This is a genomic window from Oceanobacillus indicireducens, assembly GCF_014647195.1.
Taxonomy (GTDB): domain Bacteria; phylum Bacillota; class Bacilli; order Bacillales; family Amphibacillaceae; genus Oceanobacillus; species Oceanobacillus indicireducens.
In genome coordinates this window covers 15,116-34,564 of the sequence record NZ_BMOS01000005.1, presented here as the reverse complement: position 1 = coordinate 34,564, position 19,449 = coordinate 15,116, and the positions used below count along the sequence as shown (strand labels likewise).

Annotated in this window: 15 protein-coding genes; 4 read left to right on the top strand and 11 right to left on the bottom strand. The window is 39.2% G+C overall.

Features of this window, described 5'->3' with window-relative positions:
- The first annotated feature begins 58 nt into the window (after window positions 1–58).
- Window positions 59–1,327 (top strand): alcohol acetyltransferase, encoded by a 1,269-nt coding sequence (locus tag IEX94_RS04705; RefSeq protein ID WP_188856242.1) that lies wholly within the window; start codon window positions 59–61, stop codon window positions 1,325–1,327.
- Between the two features lies 1 nt (window position 1,328).
- The gene (locus tag IEX94_RS04700; protein WP_188856241.1) at window positions 1,329–2,048 is read left to right on the top strand and encodes a DUF6320 domain-containing protein; all 720 of its coding nucleotides are present in this window, start codon (window positions 1,329–1,331) and stop codon (window positions 2,046–2,048) included.
- Window positions 2,049–2,395: 347 nt separating this feature from the next.
- Here the strand turns inward: IEX94_RS04700 and IEX94_RS04695 are convergent, their stop codons facing one another.
- On the bottom strand, window positions 2,396–3,304 hold the full coding sequence (locus IEX94_RS04695; RefSeq protein WP_188856240.1) for an RluA family pseudouridine synthase: 909 nt from the start codon (window positions 3,302–3,304) through the stop codon (window positions 2,396–2,398).
- A gap of 282 nt (window positions 3,305–3,586) precedes the next feature.
- Entirely contained in the window at window positions 3,587–3,964 is a 378-nt protein-coding gene (locus IEX94_RS04690; protein WP_188856239.1) for a cupredoxin domain-containing protein, read from the bottom strand.
- 200 nt (window positions 3,965–4,164) lie between these two features.
- Here IEX94_RS04690 and IEX94_RS04685 point away from each other — a divergent pair, with 200 nt between their 5' ends.
- Window positions 4,165–4,731: a glycerol-3-phosphate responsive antiterminator gene (locus tag IEX94_RS04685; protein ID WP_188856238.1), complete on the top strand. Its 567-nt coding sequence runs from the start codon at window positions 4,165–4,167 to the stop codon at window positions 4,729–4,731.
- On the opposite strand, the gene IEX94_RS04680 is transcribed toward IEX94_RS04685, so the two are convergent.
- The 4 genes from IEX94_RS04680 to IEX94_RS04665 are packed head-to-tail and all read right to left on the bottom strand — an operon-like array spanning window position 4,688 to window position 9,425.
- On the bottom strand, window positions 4,688–5,506 hold the full coding sequence (locus IEX94_RS04680; protein ID WP_188856237.1) for an HAD-IIA family hydrolase: 819 nt from the start codon (window positions 5,504–5,506) through the stop codon (window positions 4,688–4,690). The two genes, IEX94_RS04685 and IEX94_RS04680, sit on opposite strands and share 44 nt — an antisense overlap.
- A 39-nt stretch (window positions 5,507–5,545) precedes the next feature.
- Window positions 5,546–7,255, bottom strand: a complete 1,710-nt coding sequence (locus tag IEX94_RS04675) for an ABC transporter permease (protein ID WP_188856236.1) — start codon at window positions 7,253–7,255, stop codon at window positions 5,546–5,548.
- Window positions 7,252–8,373, bottom strand: a complete 1,122-nt coding sequence (locus IEX94_RS04670) for an ABC transporter ATP-binding protein (protein ID WP_188856235.1) — start codon at window positions 8,371–8,373, stop codon at window positions 7,252–7,254. Before IEX94_RS04670 ends, IEX94_RS04675 begins: the two co-directional genes overlap by 4 nt.
- A 14-nt stretch (window positions 8,374–8,387) precedes the next feature.
- On the bottom strand, window positions 8,388–9,425 hold the full coding sequence (locus IEX94_RS04665) for an ABC transporter substrate-binding protein (protein ID WP_188856234.1): 1,038 nt from the start codon (window positions 9,423–9,425) through the stop codon (window positions 8,388–8,390).
- Between the two features lie 457 nt (window positions 9,426–9,882).
- On the opposite strand from IEX94_RS04665, the gene IEX94_RS04660 reads away from it, so the two are divergent.
- Entirely contained in the window at window positions 9,883–12,177 is a 2,295-nt protein-coding gene (locus IEX94_RS04660) for a glycerophosphodiester phosphodiesterase family protein (protein ID WP_188856233.1), read from the top strand.
- Between the two features lie 273 nt (window positions 12,178–12,450).
- Here the strand turns inward: IEX94_RS04660 and IEX94_RS04655 are convergent, their stop codons facing one another.
- From IEX94_RS04655 to IEX94_RS04635, 5 genes are all read right to left on the bottom strand, one after another.
- Complete coding sequence (locus IEX94_RS04655; protein ID WP_188856232.1) at window positions 12,451–13,617, bottom strand: lactate 2-monooxygenase; 1,167 nt, start codon at window positions 13,615–13,617, stop codon at window positions 12,451–12,453.
- A gap of 69 nt (window positions 13,618–13,686) precedes the next feature.
- Complete coding sequence (locus IEX94_RS04650; RefSeq protein ID WP_188856231.1) at window positions 13,687–15,237, bottom strand: class I adenylate-forming enzyme family protein; 1,551 nt, start codon at window positions 15,235–15,237, stop codon at window positions 13,687–13,689.
- 436 nt (window positions 15,238–15,673) lie between these two features.
- Entirely contained in the window at window positions 15,674–16,648 is a 975-nt protein-coding gene (locus IEX94_RS04645) for an ROK family glucokinase (protein WP_188856230.1), read from the bottom strand.
- A 79-nt stretch (window positions 16,649–16,727) separates the two neighbouring features.
- On the bottom strand, window positions 16,728–18,398 hold the full coding sequence (locus tag IEX94_RS04640; protein ID WP_188856229.1) for a glycoside hydrolase family 13 protein: 1,671 nt from the start codon (window positions 18,396–18,398) through the stop codon (window positions 16,728–16,730).
- Window positions 18,399–18,467: 69 nt separating this feature from the next.
- Window positions 18,468–19,436 (bottom strand): sugar phosphate isomerase/epimerase family protein, encoded by a 969-nt coding sequence (locus IEX94_RS04635; protein ID WP_188856228.1) that lies wholly within the window; start codon window positions 19,434–19,436, stop codon window positions 18,468–18,470.
- Between the last annotated feature and the right edge of the window lie 13 nt (window positions 19,437–19,449).

The following is a 19,449-nucleotide window of genomic DNA, read 5'->3' as shown; positions in this document are numbered from 1 at the left end:
CAGTTTCTATGGTATAATGACCAGGTAATAAAGATACTGCAGGAAGGAGCTCGGAGCTATGGGTAATGAAAAATCATGGTATAAATTAGATAATGCTGGGAAACTGTATTCCTCTATCATATCCTCGCGCGCGACAACCTTATTCCGACTTTCTGCCACACTTACAAGCCAAATTGATCCAACCTATTTACAGCGAGCACTCGAATTAACACTGGAACGCTATCCTTTTTTCAAAGTTCAATTAAAACAAGGCTTTTTTTGGTATTATTTTGAAGGTACCGAACAAATGCCGAAAGTAGAAAAGGAAATGTATTATCCTTGTATCAGTTTATCGATTAAAAAGCGTGGTTCTTTCCCTTACCGGGTATATTATTATAACAATAGAATTGCTTTGGAATTGTCGCATAGCATGACGGATGGTACTGGCGGGTTGCAATTTTTAAATGAACTCATCAAACAATACTTGCATTTGCAAGAATCTATCCCTATTGAGGTAGAGAATATAAGTAATGAGCAATTGCAATTGGAGACAGAAAATGCTTTCCGCAAATATTATGATAAAAAAATTCCTGCTCCCAGAACGCGTGTGGGAAGTTCATACAAACTGCCGCTGGAACTAGATAAGAAGGGATATTATCATATCGTAACGGGAATTGTCTCGGTAGAAGCTTTAAAGCAAAAAGCGAAAGAATATAATGTCTCGATTACGATTTTTCTTACCGCTGTTTATATCCAGTGTCTGTTAAAAATTCAAGAAAAAACGTCAAGGCGTAAACGGCCGATTGTCATCAATGTTCCAGTTAATATGCGTGCTTTTTTTCCAAGCGACACGATGCGGAACTTTTTTGTAAGTATTACACCTTCGATTGATGCGCGGCTCGGCGAATACGATTTTGAAGAAATTATTCAAGAGTTAAACATTGAATTCAGCCGCCTATTGACACCGAAAAAATTAAAACAGTACATCAAGCGTAGTGTTATCAGCGAGAAATCTTTGGCGTTACGCTTAATGCCCTCACCAATTAAAGACATTGTTGCTCCGTCCATATATTCATTTTTTGGCGAGGGTCAATATACAAGTGGCTTATCCAACTTGGGGATTGTTCAAGTCCCTAGTGAGATGGAGGAATTCATCGAAAGGATCGAATGCTATCCGCCTCCTAGTATTGGAAATAAAGTTAAGGTCATACTAATTAGCTACAAACAGCATATGTATATTTCATTTGGAAATCTATCCAGAGATCGAGTGGTTGAGCGAGAATTTTTCCGGAGTCTCAGGCAGCTCGGAATTGAAGTAACTGTAGAAACAAACGATGAGGAGAATTAAAATGGCCTATTGTCCAAAATGCGGTATAAAAGTGGAGAGGGATAACCGGCCATGTCCACTATGCAACTTCCATATCCCAAAAGTGCATGAAGAAAGTGATGAAGTTCTAAGGGTCAAGAAATTCCCTAAAACGACAAACCCCTATCCCACTTATACGAGAAGAGTTCTAAATCGAATCTTCATCTTTATAACGTTATTAGTATTCGTAGCTGTCAGTCTTATGTTTTACATCGACTATGAACTGAATAATACATTTACATGGTCTAGATATAGTAACTTAAGCGTGCTTGCAGGTTGGGTCTTGATTTACTTTTCGTTCGGATATGTGAAAAATTATTATAAAATAATTATCGGTATCGGCATAGACGCTCTTATATTATTATTTGGATTGGATAGGTTCGACGGCAGCTTGGATTGGTTTATCCCATTAGCATTTCCAATTGTAACTGGCACAACGGTTATCGGAATCTGTTACTGGAGTGTGATTCGGGCGTTATCGGTTAGAGGCTTTAATGTGATTGGATTCTTATTCATCGCAATTGTTATTCTGACGATGTGGATTAACTTCTTCATTCAAAGTTATCAAAATAAAACAAATCCCTTGAATTGGATTATTGTTACTGCCCTGCAATTACTGCCTGTCTTATTAATTATGCTTTATGTCAAATATGGCATGCCCGAACGAATCAAGCAAAAAATCGCCAGGAAATTTCATTTATAAAGTGAAACTTCATTCAGTGGAGGTTTCCTTACCTCCTCCGCTGAATGTTAGTTGAACAGAATCAGGGATTTACGGACTGTATAGCCCCCACCTTCACATGTTGGACTTACCTCATGTTTAGATGTGGGGATATTACAGACCGTTAATACGTGATAAAGTGAAACTTCATTCAGTGGGGAATTCCTTACCTCCCCACTGAATGTTAGTTGAACAGAATCAGGTATTTACGGACTGTATATCCCCCACCTTCACATGTTGGGCTTACCTCATGTTTAGATGTGGGAGTATTACAGACCGTTAATACGTGATAAAGAGGAGAGTGACAGATAAACTGCACCCTTCTCTTATTATTTAGACTTTTTTATGAAAGATGCTGGTACATCAGCTTCAAACGTCATCAATTTATTTGTCGTTGGGTGATGCATTGCTAAGAGCTTCGCATGTAATCCGAGCCTGCCGATTGCATTTCTTTCCTTTGATCCATACTTTTTATCCCCTACAACCGGGTGACCCAGGTCTTGCATATGAACTCTAATTTGATTTTTCCTGCCCGTTTCAAGATTCACTTCCAATAAAGAAAAATCTGCATTACCCTGTATAAATTTATAACGGGTTTTTGCGAGTAATCCATCATTTGGCGTTTGACTGGAGTACATAACATGCGTTTTCGTTTCCCTGAGCCAAGACGTGATATAGCCTTCTTTTTTTGAAACTTTTCCTTCCACGAGAGCCACATATGTCCGTTCTTTCACCATAGTCTTCCAATTATCCTGCAGTTTTCTTTTCACGTCATTCGACTTGGCAAACAGCATAATCCCCGACGTATCCTTGTCTAAACGATGCACGATAAAAATTCGGTTATCAGGATTTTCCCTTTTCACATATTTCATTAATTGATGCAGGGCGGTATGTCTTTTCTCTTTCTCAGTAGCGATTGACAATAATCCGGCTTCTTTGTTAATAACAAGAATATCATCGTCTTCATAAAGAATCTGCAACCCAATTAACGCATCTTGTTTGATGGCAGCTTTGTTTTTTAAAATGGTGACCGTTTGACCAGGTTTTAATTTATAATTGAACTGTTTTTCGATCGTGTCATCAATCATTACTTGCCCTCTGCCCAGGATTGATTTTACCGAATTCCTGCTTCGGTTGGGCATTACTTTGAATAAAAAAGATAATAATTCATCGGGTTCTTTCACCTGGACGATGATAGATTTGGCATCTTGCCGGAAGTTAGATTTCTTTTTAGGCATGTGGTATGCTCCTTAAAATATTGAAGTTGTGATGGTTCCATCATACACTCTTTGGCGGGATAAGAACAGTTTGTCCCTTAATTTTCATCCACCTCATACTCCAGCAATATTTCCACCCGGCGATTACGACCTTTTCCCTCATCCTAGATGAATAAATAGAACAGGTAAAACGGCAGCTTATTTCAGCAAGTATCTAGCACCTGTCGATAAAAAAAGCATGACCCTCTCTGTCCGAGATGTCATGCTACACGCGTAATTAGAACAATGGTTAACAAATCCTCATTATTCAACCACTACTTCTCCAACCATGCCTTCCTGCTCATGGTATCGGCATATCAATTCATACGTGCCGGTCTTTCCAGGCTTTATCGATATTTTTTTCTCTTCTCCCGGTTGAAGTTCCACATCAATGGCTAGTCCTTTTACAGTGAAGGTATGTTCTTTCATTCCTTTATTCTGAAGCAGTAGAATTGTGGTTTCTTCATTGGGAAGCGTAATTACGTCCGGATTAAAGAAATCATCGTTCAATTCGACCACGACCTCATTATCTGCATTCTGAGCTTCAGTTTCCGCAACCCCATGTAGCGAGCCAAAACTAGAAAGAACCATGATCACCGCAAATACACTAACTAACCTTATTAACGGATTTTTAATAGACATTGTAATACCTCCTTTCTGCCTGTTAGTTTCTTCAATTTACAGGAAAATATCAAAGAATATTAGAAGTGATATATTTGCCTATATCAGATATGACAGAAAATCTTATCAAAAATTAATTACGAAGCATTTTCTTCTACACAACCCACCGTATAATCACTATGGTATAATAATATAAAATCTTATGACTAGGAGGAATATTTGTGAGTAGTATCGTTGATTTAGTTGAATCTCAAGTAATTGCTTCTGTAAAAAGTAAACAACAGTTAGAATTCGCAGCCAATTCTAAGGCTAATATTGTTTTTTTATTAACTGGAAATCTTATTACGACGAAAAAATACATAAATCATTTAAAAAAATATAATAAGATAATATTTGTTCATATAGATTTTATTGATGGATTAGCAAATACGAGAAGTGCGATTGAGTATATTGCAAATATCTGGCAACCGAAAGGAATTATTACGACGAAAAGTAATCTAATTAAATTTGCGAAGGAGGAAGGACTTATGGCTATACAGCGTATATTCCTAATCGATGGAAATGCGATGAAAAAAGGTATTGAAATTGCTCATTCAAGTAAACCTGATGCGATTGAAGTTCTTCCCGGAATCATGCCCGATATCATTGACAATTTGACAAAACTAACCCACCTTCCAATCATAGCAGGTGGGCTAGTAAGTAATAAAAAGCAAATTACAGATGGATTGCAAGCGGGCGCTTTGGCTATGTCCGCAGGTGATTCAAAGCTTTGGAATTTGAGTCTTTAGTTAACTCTGGTAAATCTTTAATACTATTAATTATAAAGTCTGGTTGATCTTCTGCGTGCTCTAACATTGCTTTTTCTGTTATGCCTGTTAGGACAAGAACTGAATTCAAACCATAGTCATTTCCCATTCGAATATCCGTCTCTAATCGATCTCCAACCATGTAACAACTACGATGCGGGAGCTTAAGTATATCCTCAACAATGAATTTGGCCGCTAACTGGGAGGGCTTTCCGAGAATGAGTTCTACTTTTTCACCGGTTGCCCCTTCCAGGGCTCCTATCATTGCGCCACAATCCGGTATTTGCCCTCCTTCAATAGGGCAAGTTCGATCCGGATTTGTAGCAATTACGATCGCTCCATTTTTCCAGGCTTGAAAAGCTTGATTCAACTTGTCATAGGTAAACTTCCTGTCCCATCCTATTACAACGTAACGAACTTCATTCTCATTTCCTGAAATTTTTATCCCCATATTCGTTATTTCGTCATATAATGGTTGTTCCCCAATGACCATCACCTTCTCGTTTGGAAGTAATTTGGATTTTAAATAGCGAGCTGTAAGATAGTTTGAGTTAACGACATTTTCTTGATTTACATCTATTCCTAGTTTCCTTAGTTTTTTCACATAGCTTGCAATTGTTTCAATTGATTTATTTGTTAAAAATACTATTTTATCGCCACGTTCTTTTAATTCTTGGATAGCCTCTCGTGCACCCTCAATTAATTGATCATCAATATAAACAGTTCCATCCAAATCAAAGATAAATCCCCTTTTCACCTTAATCCTCCCTTAAAATTTATCAAAAATGTTCCCTTTTTATTCGTGTGACTTATTTCCTCCAGATAACTTATTTGCGATAGCTTGCAGTACGAGAACTATAATAACTAAAATAACTGACATCGCTGCCGCTGAGTAGTATTCAGCTCTCAATACATTTTGAAAAATCGCCAGACTCATGGGTGCCCATTCAGCAGGAGCCATTAAAATAGAAACACTGGTTTCCTTTATAACTGTTACAAATACTAAAATAGAACCAGCAGCAATACCTGGAAGCATTAATGGACCAACGACTGTTGTAGCTGCCGTTAATGTAGAAGCTCCTAGGCTGACAGCAGCTTCTTCAATATCTTGTTTTATAGCTCTCATCGTTCCTACTGTAGAACGAACCATATATGGTAATCTACGGATACTATAGGCAATGATTAAAATTAATGCGGTTCCAGTCAACTGTAAAGGTGCAGTATTAAAGGTTTGAATTAAGGCGATACCAAAAGCAATTCCCGGTACAATCAACGGAATAGTTGTCATAAAATCTAAGGTTGTAGAGCGCTGACGGACAACAAAGTACGATACAAATGTAGCGATAACCGCACTTAGAATAAGTGCTCCACCTGCTAGGACTAAACTATTTTGGATATTCCCCAAAGAAGAAGTAAATATGGTACGATAATGATCAAATGTATATCCACTAGGTAATGGATCCCTTCCCCAGGTTGTCGCTATGGACTGCAAGAAAACTGTAATCATAGCAAGAATTGGAATCAATACAACTATGCCTGAGAATATAGTAAGCGGAATTGTTAAAGCTTTATTTTTATTAAGTTTCACTTGTTTCGGCTTGCCAGAAAGTACGTCATAATTTTTATCTTTAAGAAGATAGTTTTGCAACCAATAGACAACCCCAGCAACCGCAATCATAATTACAGTTAGAATAGCAGCCCCGCCCCAGTTAAAGAACCCAGAGATTTCCCGATAAGCATCCACAACGATAAGATTTAAATCATTTGGCGCCAAAATAATCGGTGTTCCGAAATCTGAAAAACTGACAGCAAATATTACTAATAAAGTCGAAAGCATACCGGGCAAAGCCAGTGGAAATGTGACTGTTATAAATGTTAACCAACCCCTAGAACCCATATTACGGGAGGCTTCTTCCAAGGATATATCACTAATCTTAAAAGCCGCGACCATTGGCCAAAGTGCATACGGGAAGAAAAAGAAAATTTGCACAATCGCTATCCCAGTCATCGAATACGGATCAATCAACATTCCTTCTCCACCCATTTTTTCATAAATATAAGTAACCCATCCGGAACGTCCAAACATAATAATGAACGCATAGGCAGAAATAAATGTCGGGATAACTAGAGGCACGGTGCATAATGCGCTAATCGTCCTTTTAAACGGCATCTTTGTGCGTGCAATTCCATATGCTATTGGAATACAAATAATAAGTACCCATAAAGAAACTATTAAAGAAAGCTTTAAACTATTAATTAATCCTCTAAAATAACTTCCATAAGTAAACATAGCTTTAAAATTATCTAATGTAGCGTTCTTTAACTGGTCAATTGTAATTTGCATTTGCTCCCAGCTAACGAGCGAACCAAACACATTAATAGGTTCATCTGTAAAAGCGACTAAAAAAACAGATAATAAAGGGATGATTAAAAACAAAAGAAAAAATCCGTATATTAATAATTTAATTAAACCCAATCCCATAAAGTTTTGTTTGAATTTGTTCATATTAGTAACACCCTTTCAGGTGATACACCTAAACGGATAGTTGAACCATTTTTCTTAATGCTGTCACCTGATTCATATGTCGTATCTATTAGTAATTGATGTTCACCGACTCTTACATCGTAGCGAACAATTGAGCCAAGATAGGTCGCTAAATGGATGGTCCCCTCAAAGGAATTACCAAAGTTATCCGGAGCACCATTTAACACATTAATATTTTCAGGTCGAATGATTACCTGTACATCTTTCTTATCCGTTTGGGCGGATGACTTAATTTGTTGATTACCGATCTGAACAATTGTCTCTCCCTTTTCACTTCCAACAACTTTACCAGATAAGATGTTAGACGTACCCACAAAATCTGCAATGAATGGCGTGTTGGGATTGCTGTATAAATCGGTAGGCGTTCCTACCTGTAATATCTTTCCATCCTTCATTACAGCTATCCGGTCTGCCATGCTCATTGCCTCTTCCTGGTCATGAGTTACAAAAATTGTAGTTATTTTTAAATCCTGTTGGATTCGCCGAATTGTATTTCGCATTGTATGACGTAGCTTTAAATCCAGATTGGACAAAGGCTCATCCATTAAAAGTACTTCAGGCTCCATTACTAGTGCTCTTGCCAATGCCACACGCTGTTGTTGCCCTCCAGATAATTCACTGGTAAGCTTTTTTGCATGTTCTGTTAATTCGACGTACTCTAATATGTCCATTACCTTTCTCTCGATATGTTGTGGATATTTTACAATTTTACTATTTAGCATTCGTGTATAAACTCCAGCTTTTTTAAAGAAATTGCTCTTTTTCAATTCCTTAATATTTAAACTATAAGCGACATTATCGAATACATTCATATGGGGAAAAAGTGCGTAGCTCTGGAAAACCATTCCACAATTTCGTTCGTTTGGTGCTAAATTCGCCACATTTTTATCTCCAATTTTAATGGTGCCACTAGTTGGTGTTTCAAAACCTGCTATACATCTCATTGTCGTTGTTTTCCCACAGCCGGATGGACCGAGGAGGGCAAAAAACTCGCCCTCTTTAATGTCCAGGTTTATATCTTGAAGTACAGTTAATCCCGAAAAATCCTTTCTAAGTTGCTCAATTAAAACTGACCCCATTTTATCAACATCCTTTAGTTTATTTTATTGGTCCACTCGTTACGAATTCGGTCATAATGTTCATTAACCCAATCAATATCCAAGTCCACCGCATTATCCTTTATGGAATCAATATTTAATGGTGTCTGAGACTCTACTTCTGGGTTGATAGGGATATGATACCAATTCGCTAAAATTTGCTGTGCTTCTTCCTCTAACATGAAGTCTATGAATTTCTTACCACCCTCTGGGTTTGGCCCATCTTTAACTAGAGTGGCTGGATTTACTAAAATAGGAGTTTTATCCGGCACAACAAAATCTACTGTTTCTCCTTTAGCTTGATGTTCATACGCCATAAAGTCAAAACCAATTGCAACATGGGCTTCCCCCATAGCTACAGCTTTTGTTGGAGCTGACCCGGAGTCAGGAATAGAATTGGAATGGGCAGCTAGCTGCTGAAAATATTCCCAACCTTCTTCCTCTCCATGTTGCATCATATAACTAAGTACCATTAAAGTAGCCGTTCCCGATGCTGCTGGATTGGGAAACTGAATTTTCCCTTCCCATTTCGGATCTAATAAATCCTCCCATGTCTTTGGAGCTTCTTCTTCCGTCACAAAGTCAGTATTATAAGAAAATCCTAGAACAAATAATTCTGTTCCGACATAATAGTCGTCTTCATGTTTCATCTTAATTCCATTTTCGACTACCTCCCAATCCTCTGCACTTTCCGGTATATACTGTGTTATGATGTCTTTTTCGACTGCAGATTCAAATGGAAGGATTCCTCCTCCCCCATACCATACATCCGCCTGGGGATTACCTTTTTCCGCCATCATTTGATTCACTAAAACGTTTGTTCCCGCATAGTGAACATTAACCTTCTGTCCGTATAATTCTTCATATTTTGCAGCAAGTTCATTAGTTAAATCCGGTGTCTCCGGTGAATACAATGTTATTGGATCACTTGAAGAGCCTTCCCCATCTTCAGACTCAGACTCTTCACCTGCACATGCTGTAAGAGCCCCTACAAATAAAACTAAAAATAATAAAGTCAATAGAAATTTCTTCATGTTACATCCCCCTTTTGCTATTTACGAAAAACTTTCGGAAATGAATAGAGAAGAGATTGAAAAAACATACTCCTGTGGCAGAAGTATTATTTCATTCTCTTCTCTTCTAATCTCCGAGAGTTATTCGATTAATCAACATTATAGCGAACGCTTACATATTTGTAAATACATAACCGTTAAAATATTGCGTTAAAGTGAAATATTGAGATATCCATTACCTATTCCTTAGATATTTTTCCAAAATGAACCATTAACCCCATAGACAAGGGATTTATTTCGCAGCTATACTGATGGTAATTTCATAATTACTTAGGTAGAGTCTTAGAGAAGATACCGTGAGTCACCCTTTTATGGGGGCTCTTCGGTGTCTTCTCTATTTTTTTTGTAAAGGAGGGATTAACCCAGGAACGTAGACCTCTTAGAATAGACAGAAACAAATATACAAGGAGGATTTAAATTGAAGAAATTCTTATCATTTCTATTAACATTCACCGTTACCTTTCTATGTGTTTGTTTTCTGAATTCCCAAAGTACCGCAGCAAGTGAGCAAATCCTGCTGGAAGAAGACTTCGAAAAAGAAGGATTACCAGATGGTTTTGAAGTAATTGAGGGTAATGCATCCGTTGTAGATGGGGCGCTTGAGCTGACGTCACCAAGTACGTCTCAACCTTCACGAGTTATATTTTCAGTTGGGGAGGATCTGGGTGATTATATCTTTGAGGCTGATGTCTCTTTTAAATCAGCAGTGAATGATGGTCGCTGGGCTTCTCTGATGTATAGAATTCAAGATGAAGACTATCCATACTACCAATTTGCTGTTAGAAAAGGCACAGCTGCACTAAATGGTATAGAGTTGGCTTTACGTACTCCTTCCAATACGTGGGATGTACAAGCGACAAACTTTTATCCAGAGGATTTCCAATATAATGAGACATATCGGTTAAAGGTAATTGCAAAGCATGATCGTGTACAACAATATATCAATGATCAATTAGTGATCGACTCAGATCTTGTCGGCACCTATTTAGAAGGAGATCTAGGATTTCAAGTTTCCGGTGCCACGGTTGCTTTTGACAATGTTAAAGTTACAACAAGAACCCAGGAACTCCCGCCACTGGAAGAATCAAATGCCTTTCTGCCAGATGAACCTGAAACAAATATCGTCAACGCACCAACTGTAATATCAAGTGAGATTCCTAATCAATTTGATGAACTTGAAGGAGTATCATCTGTATTATTTCCAGCAGAATTAAATGATGATGGACATGTTACGGTCGAGGGCTCCCCTTTAACGGATATTCTAGCCGCTTCAAAAGAAAAAGTCATCCCAATCATTCAAGTGGATGATCCGAATGCGGTTGAAGGTGTCATTGATGCTTTACAATCCACATCAATCAATGATGTGCATATATTATCAGCCAATGTAGACATATTGGAAAATATTAAATCTGCTTATCCAATCGCTCGTGGAGCCATTCTCTATGAGAAAAATCATTTGAATAAACATGACTTGAAGAAATTAGTGGAAGATGCAAATATTAGTCGTTCCTTTACAGTAGTTCTTCCGGAGAAACATATTTCCATTGACAATACACACTACTTCCATACCCGGGCAATTTCTGTGTGGGGCATTGGAGAAAATGCTAGTGATTTAATTCATGCTGGGGTCGATGGAATAATTTCCAGTAATCCTGCAGAAACTACAGCAGTTTTCGAAAATTACCCTGAAAGAACGATTGTTCAACGTCCAATAGTAGTCGCACACCGAGGTGTTCCATCCCTGGCACCTGAAAATACAATGGCTGGTTACCACTTATCATATGAATTGGGTACTGATTTAATTGAAACAGACGTCCAGCGTACAAAAGACGGTCATCTTGTGATCATGCACGATACTACAGTCGACCGTACAACAAATGGTACAGGTGCAGTAAGTGAATTGACACTGGAAGAAATTCGTGGGCTTGATGCCGGCAGTCACTTCGATGAAGAATTCGCAGGTGAAAAAGTTCCTACTTTCCGCGAGTTTTTAGAAGGCTTCAAGGGCAAAGATGTGCTGCTCCTTGTGGAATTGAAAGGAATTGGAATAGAAGAACAAGTACTTCAGGAAATCATCGAGATTGGCATGGAAGAAAATGTCGTCCTGCAAAGCTTTGACATGGAAAGTGTGAAAAAATTTCGGGAAATCGCACCGCAAATCAGTGTAGGTTATCTTTACTCTACATCAGTTCCCGATTCACCGGAACAACGAATAGAAGATGCTGAACGAATGTTGAACTATGCAACAAGTATTGGCGCCCGCTTGAATGCAAGTTATGGCAGCCTTTCTGAAGAATCTATAACATATATGAGACAACGGGGATTAATCAATATGCACTGGACTTTCCGCAGTCAAGAACCTTTTAAGGATTTATTGAAAAAAGGCTTAATAGGCCCAATCACTGACTATACACAATGGTTGAGCGACGGACCGACATTTATTGAAACGCCAATAAAAAAACGGAATTTAAAAGTTGGTAAATCCGCAACCATTCAAGCAAAAACATTTGTAAACTATCGAATGGATCGTTCAGAAAATCTGGAAACTACTCTTTATAGCCACGATAATGATAGTTATGTAAATGTGAGCGGCAATACTATAACAGCACTGGCACCGGGGAGAGCTGAAGTCTTCGCTGTGCATACATTTAATATGTTGGATGAAGACTGGAATTTGGTTTCCAAACCAATTGAAGTAAATGTCAGTAAGTAAGACAAGAGGAACAAACTATGAAAATGACATCGTACCACCACTTGAGTATTTAATCTAAACTGTATAATAAAAGAGCAACAACACTCATATGCTCCCCCTACAGGAGAAGAGACTTATATTATTTCTCAGTCTAATATACTATACGGGGGAGCATATCATATCTCAATATATAGCTATTTTTCTTTTACAACAATCAAGAAATCAATATTGTCATTTGGGACATGTTTTTCAAAATCGTAAGTATATGCGAAAGAAATCGCATCTAAAACGCCCCTACTCACTTTTTCTTAAAATCGAATTATCCAGCCGACTTACAGAACTTTGTCCGGCAAGTCCCATTGTAATATCCAAATCGGCGAGCATATGCTGCAATACTTCCTTAACTCCCCGCTGACCGGCAACTGCAAGACCATACATAAGGGGGCGACCAATTAATACCCCCTCCGCTCCTAGAGCTATTGCTTTTATAATATCCGAACCTCGGCGAATTCCACTATCCATGAGTACAGGGATATTTCCTTCGACTACATCTACAATCTCTGGAAGAGCATCCAATGCTCCGATTGCGCCATCTACCTGGCGTCCCCCATGATTAGATACAATAATACCGTCGACTCCCTGCTCCATAGCAAGTTTCGCATCATCCGGATGGAGGATTCCTTTTAAAATGATAGGAAGGTTCGTATGCTCTCGTAAAAAAGCAATATCCTTCCACGATAAAGATGTGTTTCCGAAAACTTTCGTCCAATGCATAATCGCGGCTTGTGGGTCTTCTTGAGGATTTTTTTCAAGTTTTGCTTGGAATGCTGGATCGGTAAAATAATTCCCTACTCCTTCACCAGCAAGAAACGGTAGATATACATTCTTCAAATCATACTCCCGCCAAGCCATCATTGGCGTATCTAACGTAACAACAATTGCTGAATAGCCAGACGCTTCTGCCCGTTTTAAAAAGCTTGCAGTAATATCCGGATCTCTGCTCCAATAAAGCTGGAACCAACGTGGTGCATCGCCCATGGCCTCCGCAATTTTTTCCATGGGAACAGTCGATGCAGAACTAGCTATATAAGGTACGCCCAATTCCGCGCAAGCTAATGCCGAACCAATTTCTCCATCTTTATGAATAATCGATTGCACACCAATGGGCGCATGCAGAACAGGAGACGGGAAAATATCACCGAATAAATTTATCGACAAGTCCCGCTTATCAACATCCCGAAGCATTCGCGGAACAATTTTCACGTCAGTAAACGCTTTCAAATTTTCTCGCATTGTATGTTCTCCACCAGCTCCACCCGCGATATAATAATATGGGCCATCTGCTAATTTTTCACGGGCAAGTTTTTCCCAATCTTCTAGAATCACTGGAAGTCTTTCGGGATCAGGACTGTGCATCGTTGAATAAATATCAAATTGAATCTTGTTTCCGATGTTCTCCATGAAATATACCTCCTTGATTTCTAACTTAAGTATTTTATTCGAGCCTTTACCTATCAATTGAAAATCGGCTTATTCACTCGTTACATTGTTTATATATTTCTCACGTAACTGATATTTTAGTAACTTTCCTTGTAGACTTCGCGGCAGTTCATCTACAAAATCAACGCGGTGCGGGATCTTATATTTAGCTAATTTCCCGGAACAAAAATCTATTATTTCCTCTTGATTTGCAGATTCACCTTCTCCTAAAACTATAATGGCAATTGGTATCTCTCCCCATTTTTCATGAGGTAGACCAATGACTGCCACGTCTGCAACTTTAGGATGCTCATGTAGAACTTCTTCAATCTCTGCAGGGTAAACATTTATAGCACCTGAAAGAATCATATCCTGTTCCCTATCAACGATATAGTAAAATCCCTCTTCATCCTGTACACCTATATCGCCTAAACCGAGCCATTCGCCTTTAAATGATTCGGCTGTTGCCTCAGGTCTATTATAATACTCATCAAACAATGTAATTCCCTTTACGTAAAATGCTCCCGCCTCGCCTGATTGGACAGTATTCCCTGCTTTATCCAGAAGCTTCACCTCCATGCCAAGCATTGGTACTCCAACAGAACGGTTTTTATCCCTTTGGTTTTCCGGGAATAAGTTTGCAGCACCACCAAGTTCCGTTGCTCCGTAAAATTCGTTAAGGTCCGCAGTATTGAAGTGTTTCATGATTTCATTTTTTGTACTTGTATGGAGAGGTGCTCCCACAGAGATTATAGATTGCAAGGATGAAACATCATACTTATTTTGAATGTTTTCCGGCAACGAAAAAATGGCATCAAACATTGGCGGGGCTAGGAAAGTAGAAGTCGGCTTTTCTCTTTCAATTGCTTCTAGAACTTCAATCGGATGAAACTTTTCTAGGATATGAACCGGGTTTCCGACAAAAAAGTTTGGCAACGCAATTGAAAAGGCTGCTGCACCATATAATGGACCTGATGCCAAGCCTTTACCATTTCTTCCTATAGAGAACTCGATACTGAAAAGCAAAGCAACCAAATATAAACTTCGATGCGTTCTTACAGCTCCTTTTGGACGGCCAGTTGTTCCACCAGTATACATGATCGATATCCTATGAAGTTCATGTAAAGTTTCAGATGGGACAGGCTCCTCATTCGAAAAACCAGAAATCCATGCTTCATACTCGAAAGCTGCGATATCTGCTGCACCCCCAACACTTATAAAATGCCTTGTCGTTCGAACCTCATTTGAAATAGCCATCATTTCATTTGAAAACCGACTATCGAAAATAAGAACAAGCGAATCTGAATCATCAAGTACGTGTTTAATCTCCGGGCCAACAAACCTGGAATTAATCGGAACAAAAACTGCACCAATTTTACTGCATGCAAAGACAATTTCAAATAACTGATTGCAATTCATTAACATAAACGCTACTTTATCACCTTTTTTAACTCCAATATGCTGCAAGGCATGTCCCAGCTGATTAATACGGTTATTGAATTGGTGATATGTAAATCTCTTCTCCATAAAGGATATTGCTTCTTTTTCTCCATAGCGAATTGCATTTAATTTGATTGGGTCGCTGAAAAGCATCTGTTGCATCCGTCATTCCCCCTCGGAATTTTTAAATTCTACTACAAGAACAGCCATGTTTTCTATCAATCCTGCCTCCCTTTCAGCAAGTTTACTTTATAGTTTACCACAAGATTGATTATTATGTATATATCATCTATATTTAGTATTCTGAAATTTATAGCTAACAGTTTGTCCAGTTATATAATAGCCGAGACATAACTTCCAAATATGGCGATCGATCTAAACAAAGTGCAGGAACAGCAACAGCCGCTCCAGGAATATAAGTTCGCGCTTCCTTTAGCGGCTGATTAGTCTCCTCAGGCGCGGTGCACTGCGAGGTCTCATTGATGCCTTTCTTACTACAGTATTCTCCTTATATTCTGGAACTAGTCAGTAGATTTGTTCAGATTTAATCCAAGTTAGAATCGTTATGTCCCTGCATCATTTTCAATTTCAGTAAAAACTACAGCTTAATCCCTTGCTTCTCAAATCGACTTTTCACAAGATAAGCCGCACCAATCATTCCTGCATCATTGTCCAATTGTGCGAGCTTCACTTCACAACATTCACTTACCCTAGGGAGGGCATACTTTTTGAATGCTGCTGTTATTTTAGCGAGCAGCGGCTCCCCTGCTTTAGAGACGCCGCCACCAATTATGATCTGACTAGGGTTGATCGTAACTGCCATATTTGCCATTGCCATACCTAACATATCGCTCATTCGATCAATAATCCTTTGACTCGCTTCATCTCCGGACGTTGCACAATCAAAAACATCTTTCGCTTCCAACGTACCCTGTTGATTATAACGCTCAGCCAACACACCGTGAGGAGCTTCTTTTATATGATCCATGGCCATGTGCACAATCCCTGTTGCTGAAGCTATTGTTTCCAAACATCCCATTCTTCCGCAATTACAGCGGTATTCGTTTGGCGCAACCAAGATGTGTCCAATTTCACCGGCAGTGCCATTCGTTCCGTTCAAAATCTCTCCATTTGCGATAATTCCGCCACCAACTCCGGTGCCAAGCGTAATGAATATAAGGTTTTCAGCAGAGTTGCCGCTCCCTTTCCAGTTCTCTGCTAATGCTGCTAAATTAGCATCATTTTCTATAAATACAGGTAAACTTGATAATCGGTGAAGTTCTTCTGTCAGATTGAAGTTTTTCCAGCCAATATTCACAGCCTCTTCAACGATACCAGTTTCTGGATGTATAAAACCGGGAGCGCCCACACCTATTCCTATTATTTTATTTTCTATTTTGTGCTTTGATAAGGTATCCGTTATCGATGCCCAAATATCTTTTACAATTGTCTTTCCTGCATTATCTTTGTTCGTTGGTATTTGCCATTTAACTAAAAGTTCTCCATTATGATTGATTAAGCCGATTTTTACAGTAGTGCCTCCAATATCTATACCTATCATCAACTCATCCATTTAGATGTACTCCTTATCATGTAAGATTAGCGGATTGCTTCCTTATGAGCAGGTTACTCCTGAATGATCAAGCAACATCTTATTTTATTTGATACACTCGGGCTTCATACGGACGGAAAGTCATCGTATCCAGTGTTTCATGAGCCTCTTCCACCTGATAGTTGCTTAATCGCAATTCCGCCTGCTTCCCTAGTAAATCTTCAGGGAACTCGAAATCAGCAGTACCATCCAATAAGTTTGTTAAAATAACATACTGCTCCTCGCCTAACGTTCGTACGTAAGCATAGATTTGCTCATGTTCTTCTAAGATAAGTTCATAGCTGCCGTATATGAGTGTCTCATTTCCACGGCGCAGCTCAATCAACTTTTTATAGTAATGATAAATCGAATCAGGATCTTTCAGCTCGGCTTCTACATTAATTTCCTTCACATTTGGGTTTACTTTCATCCATGGTGTTCCCGTTGTAAATCCGCCGTTTTCCTTACTATTCCATTGCATCGGTGTTCGGGAGTTGTCCCGGCCGCTCTTCCAGATGATTTTCATTACCTCTTCATGACTCTTACCGGCTTCCCGTTCTTCTTTATAAAGTGTTTTAATTGCAACATCATTATAATCATCAATGGAATCAAACTCGACGTTCGTCATCCCAATCTCTTGCCCTTGATAAATAAACGGTGTTCCTTGCATTAAAAAGTACATGGTTGCAAAGCTCTTTGCCGATTTTTCCCGCAAGTCCGTATCATTTCCCCATGTGGAAACAGAACGAGGCTGGTCATGGTTTTCTAAGAACAGCGCATTCCAACCGACACCATCCAGACCTTTTTGCCATTTACTGAGCGCTTTTTTAAGTCCTTGCATATCGAGTCCGCCTGTTGCACTCTTGCCCCAAAGGTCCAAGTGTTCAAATTGGAAGATCATATTGAAAAAGCCATTCTCCTCACCGACCCATGCATCCGCTTGTTCAACTTTGACTCCGTTCGCTTCTCCGACGGTCATAATATCATAGTTATCAAACGTTTCTTTTCTCAGTTCCTCCAGGAAAACTTCAATTCCAGGTCGATTCATATGTCCCTCATACGAAGGAACATATTTTAGATTGTCGGGATTCGGCATATCTGGAAACCCGGGAACTTTTTTAATATGTGAAATCGCATCGACCCGGAAACCATCGATTCCTTTGTCCAACCACCAATTCACCATTTTATACAAATCGTGACGAACTTCCGGGTTTTCCCAGTTGAGGTCTGGTTGTTTACTGGCGAAAACATGCATGTAATATTCTCCAGTCTTCTCATCGTACTCCCAGGCGGATCCTCCAAAGATAGATTCCCAATTATTCGGGGCTTTGCCGTTTTTTCCAGGATGCCAAATATAATAATCCCGGTAGGCATTGTCCTTTGAAGAACGGGATTCAATGAACCATTCATGCTCATCTGATGTATGGTTAATGACAAGGTCCATAATCAATTTCATACCACGGGCATGTACCTTCCGCAGCAATTCATCGAAATCTTCCATCGTTCCGTATTCGGCTGAAATCCCTTGGTAATCGCTAATATCATAACCATTATCAATGTTCGGAGACGGATAGATTGGTGAGACCCAAATGACATCAATCCCTAAATCCTGTAAATAATCCAATTTCGAGATGATACCCTGGATATCCCCGATGCCATCTCCATTTGAATCCATAAAACTTCGCGGATAAATTTGATAGGCTACCGCTTCCTTCCACCACTGGCTAGTCATACTTATTTCCTCCTTTAGCTGAACGGTTTGATATCAAACATCAGCTAATTGTTTTCCTGTAAAGCAAGATTATGCCCACCACATATTAGCGGGGGCCTCTTCCATATTGATAGCTTTCAAGTTTCGAACTGCTGCGCGAAAGCCTTCATCAATCGACATGATCGGATCTTCATGTTCAATGCTCATGACATAATCATAACCATACGTCCGTAACGCACTCACAATGTTAGACCATTCTTGGATACTATGACCGTACCCGACTGAACGGAAACTCCATGCACGCGTCTTTACATCTGCATATGGCTGCATGTCTGTCAGGCCATACATGTTTACATTATCTTGATCAATATATGTGTCTTTCGCATGGAAATGATGAATCGCATTTTCCTTACCTAATATTTTAATCGCTGCAACCGGGTCAATGCCTTGCCACCATAAATGACTTGGGTCCAGATTAGCACCGATTGCGTCGTTCGTTGCATCTCGCAGTTTCAGTAATGTATAAGGAGTATGAACGAGAAAACCTGCATGAAGTTCCAATCCAACTTTCACCCCATGATCTTTTGCAAATTGGGCTTGCTCTTTCCAATAAGGAATCAATTTTTTCTCCCATTGCCAATTTAAAATATCCGTGTATTCGGTTGGCCATGGTGTGACAGGCCAGTTAGGGTATTTGGAATCTTCATGCGCTCCTGGTGTACCGGAAAACGTGTTGACGACTGGTACATCCAACATTTGCGCAAGTTTCACGGTTTTCACGAACGTATCATGGGATTTTTTTGCATGTTCTTTATTTGGGGAAACCGGGTTATCGTGACAGCTGAATGCACTGATCGTTAAGCCCCTTGAATGAACTTTATCGATAAACTCCTTCCGTTTATCCTCACTCGCGAGTAGTTCATCCACATCACAATGAGCAGTACCAGGGTTCCCACCAGTACCAATTTCAACTGCTTGTAATCCAGCTTGCTTTACATGATCCAACATTTCTTCAAAAGGTTTTTCATTAAATAATACTGTAAATACGCCTAATTTCATGGATACCGCCTCC

Excerpts from the sequence above, each read along its gene's own strand:
- IEX94_RS04705 (WP_188856242.1), top strand. The coding sequence starts at position 59 with ATGGGTAATGAAAAATCATGGTATAAATTAGATAATGCTGGGAAACTG.
- IEX94_RS04655 (WP_188856232.1), bottom strand. The coding sequence starts at position 13,617 with ATGGAGAACATCGGAAACAAGATTCAATTTGATATTTATTCAACGATG.
- IEX94_RS04645 (WP_188856230.1), bottom strand. The coding sequence starts at position 16,648 with ATGGATGAGTTGATGATAGGTATAGATATTGGAGGCACTACTGTAAAA.
- IEX94_RS04635 (WP_188856228.1), bottom strand. The coding sequence starts at position 19,436 with ATGAAATTAGGCGTATTTACAGTATTATTTAATGAAAAACCTTTTGAA.
- IEX94_RS04670 (WP_188856235.1), bottom strand. The coding sequence starts at position 8,373 with ATGGGGTCAGTTTTAATTGAGCAACTTAGAAAGGATTTTTCGGGATTA.
- IEX94_RS04665 (WP_188856234.1), bottom strand. The coding sequence starts at position 9,425 with ATGAAGAAATTTCTATTGACTTTATTATTTTTAGTTTTATTTGTAGGG.
- IEX94_RS04640 (WP_188856229.1), bottom strand. The coding sequence starts at position 18,398 with ATGACTAGCCAGTGGTGGAAGGAAGCGGTAGCCTATCAAATTTATCCG.
- IEX94_RS04650 (WP_188856231.1), bottom strand. The coding sequence starts at position 15,237 with ATGCAACAGATGCTTTTCAGCGACCCAATCAAATTAAATGCAATTCGC.
- IEX94_RS04695 (WP_188856240.1), bottom strand. The coding sequence starts at position 3,304 with ATGCCTAAAAAGAAATCTAACTTCCGGCAAGATGCCAAATCTATCATC.
- IEX94_RS04675 (WP_188856236.1), bottom strand. The coding sequence starts at position 7,255 with ATGAACAAATTCAAACAAAACTTTATGGGATTGGGTTTAATTAAATTA.
- IEX94_RS04690 (WP_188856239.1), bottom strand. The coding sequence starts at position 3,964 with ATGTCTATTAAAAATCCGTTAATAAGGTTAGTTAGTGTATTTGCGGTG.
- IEX94_RS04700 (WP_188856241.1), top strand. The coding sequence starts at position 1,329 with ATGGCCTATTGTCCAAAATGCGGTATAAAAGTGGAGAGGGATAACCGG.